Origin of the sequence: Coleofasciculus sp. LEGE 07092, assembly GCF_015207375.1 — a bacterium.
In the GTDB taxonomy this organism is placed as follows: Bacteria; Cyanobacteriota; Cyanobacteriia; order Cyanobacteriales; family Coleofasciculaceae; genus LEGE-07092.
The window spans coordinates 41,308-50,368 of the sequence record NZ_JADEWY010000034.1 but is presented as its reverse complement, the minus strand read 5'-3'; the positions used below and the strand labels follow the sequence as shown (position 1 = coordinate 50,368).

The following is a 9,061-nucleotide window of genomic DNA, read 5'->3' as shown; positions in this document are numbered from 1 at the left end:
AGTGGGGAGTGGGGAGTGGGGAAGATAAGGGAGAATTAGAAAATTATCGACGCCCCATTATAAGGATGTATGGATAATCCATTTGGAATGACATTGACTTATGCACTTAGAAGTAAATCAACTTTACAAGCAGTTTCCCACAGCCAAGAGTTCTTTTGTTGTCCTCAAAAATATAAATATGTATGTTGAGGAGGGAGAATTTGTTTGCGTGGTGGGTGCTTCGGGTTCGGGTAAATCAACTCTCTTGCGTTTGATTGCTGGGTTAGATAGTCCGACAGCCGGAGAGGTGAGAGTGGATGGGGTACAGGTAACAGGACCGAGTTGCGATCGCGGTATGGTTTTCCAAAGCTATACCCTTTATCCCTGGATGACGGTAGCGAATAATGTCGGATTTGGTTTGAAGTTGCAGGGAATTCCAGCAGCACAGCGGCAGCAGCAGGTTTCTTTCTATTTAGATGTCGTGGGGTTATCTGGGTTTGCAAAGGCGCTACCAAAGGAACTGTCGGGGGGAATGAAGCAGCGAGTCGCGATCGCTCGCGCCCTTGCCTGCCAACCGAAAATTCTCTTAATGGATGAACCGTTTGGGGCATTAGACGTTCAAACGAAGGAAGCCATGCAACAATTTTTGCTCCAAGTTTGGCGGCGTACTGGCACGACTATCTTCATGATTACCCACGATGTTGGAGAAGCCGTATTTCTTTCCCAGCGAATTTATGTTCTAACAGCCCAACCCGGTACTGTTAAGCGGGAGTTGAAGATTGATTTATCAGGCGATCGCACCTACACAACCAAGCGTCAACCCCAATTTCAACATTACATCGATGAAATTATTGAGTTGCTTAGAGGTAAGCAAGAAGAGGTGGTGTTGGCAATCTAGGAGATTTTGAAGAAGAATCTAGGAGTTCAGGAGTTCAGAAGCAGAAAGAATCAACTCCCGCTTAAAATTTCATCGTCGAGGGAAGTCCGCAAAAAAAACAGACATCCACCTTCAGTATGAGGGTTATGAGTTGAACCAGGAGCCGAGCGAATGTAATCCCCTTTCTCATACTTCTTCTGCCCAACCACTAAGTCTCCTTCTAGAAGAAAAACCTCCTCGACTCCTGCATGACGGTGAAGAGGGTAGTGTACGCCAGCCTCAAGTTGAGCTAGGGCGCTCAACTGGCGTTGTTCCATGTCTACATACAGTTTAGCAACCTTAACTCCTGGAATTGGGTGAGGTTCCCAATGAACATCAGCCGCGCATACTGCAAAGGAAGCTACATTCATTAATTGACTGTCGTCAAGTTTATCCATGTTGTTAATCTAACCAATCATCAAGATTGCTGGTTTTAAAACTAACGGAGGACTTGGTGTCCTTAACCGTTCGCCTAGTTTCTTCTTCCCTTGTCCGATTGACTTGGGGTTTGTATAAATCCACGGCTGGAGAGGAAGAGCGAGGGGGTGAGGATAGGGGGGATTTGGATGTCGGGCGTGAAACCCTGTGACGAGGAGTGGGTTGGCAAGAACGCAGTTGCTCATGGGCTTCATTGAGTTCTTGAAGCTTGTAGTGCGCTTTCCTTTGTAATCGAGGATGATTAACAAATCGGTCGGGGTGCCACACCCAAGTCATATCAAGGTAGCCTTGGTGGACTTCTTCGGCTGAAGCGCCCGGTTGTAGATCGAGGACTCTGTAGTACTGTGCCACGTTTAACATCGACAGCATCCTAATTAGTGACAGCAACATATTTGATCTTTGATGAAAATGGTAGTTCAACTTTTAAGGAACTGAAGGGGGTAGAAGCAAAAAAAACACATCAGTTTAGGAAAGATATATTTTGTAGTCTTTCGTTTACTTAAGTTAATGATTTGACATTCTAGCGTTCACTGTGCAGTTTACATTTAGGGCATGATGGTATTTGATACTTTTCTCAGTAAACTATCCTACTGAAAATAAATCTTAACTATAAAATTAATCCTTAGCCGCTTTCAGTGCTTTGTATTCTTTGTGGGAAAGACGTTGCTCTAGTGCTTCCCTTGGGAATAAATTGACTAGGAGTACACTAAAATCACTGAGTTCATTTTAGTTGTTCGGATTTAGTAAGCATGAAGCTGGCAGCACGAGTTGGTCAAGTCTCTCCGTCCCTAACCCTGGTAATTGCCGCCAAAGCCAAAGCGATGAAAGCAGAAGGCTTGGATGTTTGCAGTTTCAGCGCCGGGGAGCCTGATTTTGATACCCCCACCCATATCAAGGCAGCGGCAAAGAAAGCCTTGGATGAAGGAAAAACCAAGTATGGTCCTGCGGCTGGGGAACCCAAGTTGCGAGAAGCGATCGCTCGCAAACTGCGCCAAGATAACAATTTAGATTACCAAGCTGAGAATGTGATTGTCACCAACGGCGGCAAACATTCTCTGTTTGGATTAATGTTGGCATTAATTGAGCCAGGGGATGAGGTTCTTATTCCTGCCCCCTACTGGCTTTCCTATCCCGAAATGGTGAAGTTGGCAGGCGGTACCCCCGTCATTATGCCAACAGATGCTTCAACGGGTTACAAAATTACCCCTGAGCAGTTACGGGAATCTATAACCCCTAATACTAAGCTGTTTGTTCTCAATTCTCCCTCCAACCCCACCGGTATGGTTTACACTCCAGAAGAGGTGAAAGCGTTGGCAGAGGTTATCGTCGAGGCAGATATTTTTGTCGTCTCTGATGAAATTTACGAAAAGATTCTTTACAACGGTACGCAACACTTAAGCATTGGTGCAGTTGGCTCTGAAATCTTCCAGCGCACCTTTATCAGTAATGGCTTTGCAAAAGCCTACTCAATGACGGGTTGGCGTATCGGCTATCTCTCCGGTCCAGTGGAACTGATTAAAGCCGTGACGACGATTCAAGGTCACAGCACCTCCAATGTCTGTACCTTTGCTCAGTATGGCGCGATCGCAGCCTTAGAAGGGTCACAAGACTGTGTTGAAGAGATGCGCCTTGCCTTTGCTGGACGACGGCAGGTGATGTACGACCGTCTCAATACCATACCCGGATTACGCTGTCCTAAACCAAACGGTGCTTTTTATCTGTTTGCCAACATCAGCAAAACAGGCATGAAATCTCTAGAGTTTTGCAATGCGTTGTTGGAATCTCAGAAAGTTGCAGCAGTTCCTGGTATCGCCTTTGGTGCTGACGATTGCATCCGCTTCTCCTACGCTACTGATATGGCGTCGATTGAGAAGGGGATGGACAGGTTAGAGCAATTTGTACACGACTTGAAGGTAGCAGCGACCTAATATTGGTGATGGGGTGAAGGCATTTAAGTCGCGGTCAATTATCCAGTCCGCAGCAGTCACACTTGAACACTCTTTCAGATAGAGAGAGTGTTTTTTTGTTTCGCAATTGGAGCAGAGCTGACCTACCTCAGGTATGAAAGTGGTTCCGTTTCTATATCCCACAGTTGCAGGAGGGCGATCGCCTTTGGGATGATGTAAAAGGGCGATCGCCTCAAGTTTCAATTCAACTCTCCCCCTACAAAGTTACTGCCATTTGTTTCTCCGGCAGTTGCGTGTATTGGGCAACGATTTTGCGGAATTGATCGCCTTCAATCGTTTCTTGATCCAACAAATTATCAACTAAGCGGTCTATCAAGGCTCGGTTCTCGCGAATTAGGCGACAAGCTTCCCCATAGCAACGCAGAGCGATCTTTTGCACTTGTTGATCAATTTTTGCCGCCACCTCTTCTGAATATTCTGATCGCTGCGACCAACCGCCGCCCAGAAAAACTTCACTATTTGGACTTTCGAGGGCAACTGGACCCAAGTCAGACATTCCATAACGAGTCACCATCTCGCGGGCAAGTTCAGCGACTTTTTTGATATCACTAGCGGCACCAATCGTCACCTCACCATGACCAAAAACTTCTTCCTCTGCTGCCCTTCCCCCTAAAGCGATGGTAATCTGATCGATCAGCCAAGTCCGAGGCAGATAAAGGTCGCCTAAATCTCGAAAGCGACTGGCATCCATGAACTCTTCATTCGGAAGCGGTTGGGCAAACCCGCCAACGCCGCCAGAACGAGGCAGAATCGTGACTTTATTGAGCGGGTCAGAGTTTTTCAGTATAGTCATTAACAAGGCGTGTCCCGTTTCGTGGTAAGCAATCAACCGCTTTTTCTTGCTATCCAGTAGGGGTGCCAGTTGCAGACCAATGCTAACCCGATCAATGGCATCGGCAATTTCGAGAGGAGTAACCGCCTCTTTTCGCCGTCGTGCTGTTAAGATGGCGGCTTCATTCAGCAAGTTAGCCAGATCCGCTCCAGAAAAACCGGGCGTGCGTCGGGCGACGCCTTCGAGAGACACCTCCGATGCTAACTTCTTATTGCGAGCGTGTACCTCTAAAATTCCCAGCCGTCCCTTATAAGTCGGTAAATCCACGATGACATGGCGGTCAAATCGACCCGGTCTAAGGAGGGCGGTATCCAAAACATCGGGACGGTTCGTTGCTGCAATAACGATAATACCCGTGTTCCCTTCAAACCCATCCATCTCAGTCAGCAACTGGTTAAGGGTTTGCTCTCGCTCATCGTTACCCCCACCGATGCCTGCCCCCCTCTGTCTACCAACGGCATCAATTTCATCGATAAAAATCAAGCAAGGGGCGTTTTCTTTGGCTTTTTTGAACAAATCGCGGACGCGGGAAGCACCGACACCGACGAACATTTCTACAAACTCACTGCCGGAGATACTGAAGAATGGAACTCCTGCCTCTCCTGCAATCGCTTTTGCCAAGAGAGTTTTCCCTGTACCAGGAGGTCCCACCAACAGGACGCCTTTGGGAATGCGTGCGCCTACAGCCGTGAAGCGTTCCGGTTCTTTGAGGAAGGTAACGACTTCCTGCAATTCTTCTTTGGCTTCTTCAATGCCTGCTACATCATTGAAGATGACTCCGGTTTTTGCTTCCATCTGGAAACGAGCGCGAGACTTACCGAAGTTTAGGGCTTGACCAGAGCCACTGCTAGAGCGGCGCAGGATCATCATTAATCCTGCCAGTAATAATAAAAGTAAAAATAAGTTCATGACTAGCCCCAAAGCCGCAGAGTTATCGGTAGTGGGTTCTACATCAAATTCAATGTTCGTCCTGCGGAGTTTCTCAATGAGTTCCAAATTTTGATCGAGGAGTACCAACTCTTGGGGGTCTTCATTGGCATCTTGTCCTTTGAGGTAGACTTCGGCAACTCTCCTAGCCGGATCGATCTGGACTTTGGTAATATCGCAATTCACTTTCGAGACTGGTTGAGCGTCTCTAGCTTCAGATGCTGAGGAGGGTGAGGGGATGCAGGCATCAATTTTTTGTAATATCTGTCCGTAGCTGAGAGACGGATCACTTTCTTGGGCTCGGACGGGAGTACCCAGCATCATTCCTTGAAATAGTAATAAACTGGCAGCAAAACGCCAGAGGTTTCTCGGCGTAGTTTGTGGCTTGTTTGGCTGGGAAACCGAACCGCTAGTCCGTTCGTGTTTTTTCGATTCTTTCATTGTGCGTCCTGTCTTGACTCAACCCCTATGTACTGCGCGTTACGGTCTAAGTACGTGACGCGACGGTTAAACATTGTTAACCATCTCTAGTTTAGCTTTCTCAATTCCAGTCGTGGTTGTCTACCTTGGTTGACGAGGTTGAGCAACAATCGGTATATTATTTGTAGTCATAACGACTTTAGCTTAATGCGTGTGATGTTGTACCGATAAGTGGCTTAATCTTGGTATAGAGGAAGCTTGGCAGACTCGCTGACTCAGTTAGGCTAAGTAGTTTTGAGCAGAGGGTGTTAGGGAAATGGTGAAAATTGTCGGGATTAACGGGAGTTTGCGCTCTAAATCGTATAGCTATCAAGCATTAACGCTAGCCGTTCAGCGAGTGGAAGCGTTGGGAGCAGCAACGGAAATTCTCGACCTGCGACAAATGCAGTTACCATTTTGTATCGGCAGCGATGACTATCCGGGGTATCCAGATGTTACTCGGTTGCGGGAAACAGTTCAGACAGCCGATGGATTGATTTTGGTAACTCCGGAGTATCACGGTGGAGTCAGTGGAGTTTTAAAAAATGCCCTCGATTTGATGACATTTGACCATTTATCGGGGAAAGTGACGGGGTTGATTAGTGTATTGGGAGGTCAGTCCAACAGTAACGCCCTCAACGATTTGCGGTTGATTATGCGTTGGGTACACGCTTGGGTGATTCCCGAGCAAATTGCGATCGGTCAGGCTTGGAAAGCGTTTGGTGAGGATGGCAAGCTTTTAGATGAGAAACTCTCGAAGCGTTTGGATCAGTTTGCTGAAAGTTTGGTACTGAGTAGTCAGACTCTGACGGGGTGAGAAAAAGGTCTAAAATATGTCTTCTTTGAGTTCGTCCATATTCTTTAACACATCCCACATAATTCTGTACTCCCATACGTTTAATTTTTGCCTCGATAGAGTTGCCCCGTCAGAGGCTTCCTCTAGCTGGGATCTTTACAATAAACTCTGTTCCTTTTCCTAGAGCAGAACTACAACTGAGTTGCCCCTTATGTTTCTCTACTACAATTTGATAACTAATTGATAACCCCAATCCCGTGCCACTGCCGACGGGCTTCGTGGTAAAAAATGGGTCAAATATTTTCTGTTTTACCGCTTCACTCATGCCAGCACCATTGTCAGCAATACGAACGACAACAAAATGAGAATTGAGGAGACAGGAGCCAGAATTCGGACTGGTATTCTGATGAGTAACATCTGTGTGAATCGTAATCGTCGGTATCACTTCTGACTCGTGACTCGGTGCTTCTGAATCCTCTTGTAGAGCATCAATTGCATTCGAGAGCAAATTCATAAACACTTGATTTAACTGACTGGCATAACAGCTAACCCGTGGAAGTTGACCATAGTTTTTAATCACTTTTATTTCCGGATAATTTCCCTGTGCTTTCAGTCTGTGCTGTAAAATCAGGAGGGTATTATCAATACCTTCGTGGATATCGACTGCTTTTAGCTCTTTTTCATCCAGCCTAGAGAAGTTTCTGAGTGATAAGACAATTTGGCGAATCCGTTCAGCGCCAATCTGGATTGAATCTATCAGCTTTTGCCAATCTTCCACCAGAAAATTAACTTCGATCTCAGACTCTAGCTGCTCAATTTCGGGTGTAGGCTCAGGGTAGCTTTGTTGATAAAGTTCAATCAGGGAGAGCAGGTCCTGGAAATAGTCTCTGGCAGGAGTAAGATTACCATAGATAAAGCTAACTGGATTGTTGATTTCATGAGCAATACCTGCTACCATTTGACCAAGAGACGACATTTTTTCAGTTTGAATTAGTTGGGATTGAGTGCGTTTTAATTCGTCTAAAGCAAGTTCTAGCGCTACTGCTTGTTGTTGAGTATGTTGGAGTAACTGAGCTTGCTGCAAGGCGATGCCCAACTGAACACCAATCTGCACCACGGCACTAATTTGGGATTCACTCCAACAGCGGGGAGCCGAATTTTGATAAGTCGCCAGTAATCCCCAAAGTTGATTGCCATAAAAAATGGGGACAATGATGTAAGCTCGGACTTGAAATCGTTCTAAGAGGTTAAGATAACAAGGGGTAAATCCAGCGTTGTAAATGTCTTGGGTAACTCGGTAATTTACGCCTTGAGAGTATGCCCCACCTCTAGTCTCTTGTAGATAAGTGTCCTGTACTGAGTCATTTTCAATATCCAGGATTTTGATAATGCAATTTTCATCTTCTACTGCATCCTCTTTCAGAGAAAAATCATTTTTCTGCTCGACGATTAGAGGTATCCAGCCATCCGCTACCGACTCGGATACAAACTCCCCACTCCAGTCCGGATTGAAACGATAAATAGCGACGCGATCGCAATTTATGACGTGCCGCAATTCTTCGGTTGTAGCACTAAATATCGTCTCAATATCAAGTGTCTTACGCATCCGTTGCAGAACATGGGCGATCGCTTTTTCCCGCAAAGCACTCTGTCGTAGGGCTTCTTCTATTCGTTTGCGTAAGCGAAGCTCGTCGTAGACATCGCTAATATCAGTAGAGGTTCCAATCACTTGCTTAACTGTGCCATCAACAGTCCTCTCAAACACCGTTTCCCGAGTCAGCAAAGTCCGCCATTCTCCTTGAGCATTTCTGATCCGGTACTCGATTTCTAGAATGTCATCATCTGTCGCTGTCTTCCATTTATTTAAATGCTCTGGAAATCTTGCCAAGTCATCAGGGTGAACAATGGTTGGCAGAAGTGCTGCACCCATCCCTTGCATCTGTTGGGGAGTATAGCCTAAAACAGCGGCAATTTCGCGATTGGCATAGACATTGCGTTTTTCAATATGATCGTAAATATACCAAAGATTAGGAGACGCATTAGCAATGCGTTCAATAAAACGCTTGCTTTCTCGTAGCTCTTCTTCGGTTTGTTTGCGCTCAGTAATATCTTTACCAATACCAACAATAGAGCCATTCGGTAAACGAACATTTGCCCAAGAGGTAAATAGACTATTACCATTGCGAGTTTTAAGCTGAATATCTCGCCATGTGCTATCAGCTCTCATCATGAACTCCATAACCGAGGCGCGGTAGTCTGGATCTGGATAGCATTGCGCCATAATATCAAATTCTCGAATTTCTGCGAGGGACCAACCCAAGGTTTTCTCAAAGGCTGAGTTGATAAGCTGCACTTCCATGTTGGCATTATAGAAGCACAACATACCCGGAATATTTTCAAAAGTAGTTTGCAGAATTTCTTTTTGTTCTTTGAGAGCAAGTTCGGTGATTTTACGCTCGGCAATTTCAAGTTCCAACTGCTCATTAATATGAATTAATTCCGCAGTTCGTTCTATAACTTGGTTTTCTAAAGTACGGTTATATACGTCAGTATTCAAGGGAAGACTTTGCTTGGTATTCCGACGAACGAGAATAATACCAATTCCTGTCGCTAGGATTAAAGCAGCTATACCCAGTAAAATAGTCATGGGAGTACTTAGTATTTCAGTATATTTATTCTGAGATGGGCATCTTACCCGTCCCAATAATGCCAATTAGATGCACAGCAGCTTACTTTCAGAGAACAAA

General features: G+C 45.7%; 7 protein-coding genes. 3 read left to right on the top strand and 4 right to left on the bottom strand.

All coding sequences use genetic code 11. The features are described 5' to 3' along the window. Nucleotides 1-100: 100 nt before the first annotated feature. Nucleotides 101-877 carry an ABC transporter ATP-binding protein gene (locus tag IQ257_RS10860; protein ID WP_193879022.1) on the top strand — a complete coding sequence of 259 codons (777 nt, stop codon included), beginning with the start codon at nucleotides 101-103 and terminating at the stop codon, nucleotides 875-877. A gap of 50 nt (nucleotides 878-927) precedes the next feature. On the opposite strand, the gene IQ257_RS10855 is transcribed toward IQ257_RS10860, so the two are convergent. Both IQ257_RS10855 and IQ257_RS10850 read right to left on the bottom strand, forming a co-directional pair. Continuing rightward, nucleotides 928-1,293 carry a cupin domain-containing protein gene (locus tag IQ257_RS10855; protein WP_193879019.1) on the bottom strand — a complete coding sequence of 122 codons (366 nt, stop codon included), beginning with the start codon at nucleotides 1,291-1,293 and terminating at the stop codon, nucleotides 928-930. Between the two features lie 4 nt (nucleotides 1,294-1,297). Next, nucleotides 1,298-1,723, bottom strand: a complete 426-nt coding sequence (locus IQ257_RS10850; protein WP_193933033.1) for a J domain-containing protein — start codon at nucleotides 1,721-1,723, stop codon at nucleotides 1,298-1,300. 359 nt (nucleotides 1,724-2,082) lie between these two features. On the opposite strand from IQ257_RS10850, the gene IQ257_RS10845 reads away from it, so the two are divergent. Further along, a complete protein-coding gene (locus tag IQ257_RS10845; protein ID WP_193879013.1) occupies nucleotides 2,083-3,261 on the top strand; it encodes a pyridoxal phosphate-dependent aminotransferase in 1,179 nt (392 codons plus the stop codon). Between the two features lie 235 nt (nucleotides 3,262-3,496). Here the strand turns inward: IQ257_RS10845 and ftsH are convergent, their stop codons facing one another. Continuing rightward, nucleotides 3,497-5,500, bottom strand: a complete 2,004-nt coding sequence (ftsH, locus tag IQ257_RS10840; protein WP_193879011.1) for an ATP-dependent zinc metalloprotease FtsH — start codon at nucleotides 5,498-5,500, stop codon at nucleotides 3,497-3,499. Between the two features lie 295 nt (nucleotides 5,501-5,795). Between ftsH and IQ257_RS10835 the strand changes: the two genes are divergently transcribed. Continuing rightward, nucleotides 5,796-6,335, top strand: a complete 540-nt coding sequence (locus IQ257_RS10835; protein WP_193879008.1) for an NADPH-dependent FMN reductase — start codon at nucleotides 5,796-5,798, stop codon at nucleotides 6,333-6,335. A gap of 109 nt (nucleotides 6,336-6,444) precedes the next feature. Here the strand turns inward: IQ257_RS10835 and IQ257_RS10830 are convergent, their stop codons facing one another. After that, nucleotides 6,445-8,961, bottom strand: coding sequence for a PAS domain S-box protein (locus tag IQ257_RS10830; RefSeq protein ID WP_193879005.1), 2,517 nt, complete (start codon nucleotides 8,959-8,961; stop codon nucleotides 6,445-6,447). Between the last annotated feature and the right edge of the window lie 100 nt (nucleotides 8,962-9,061).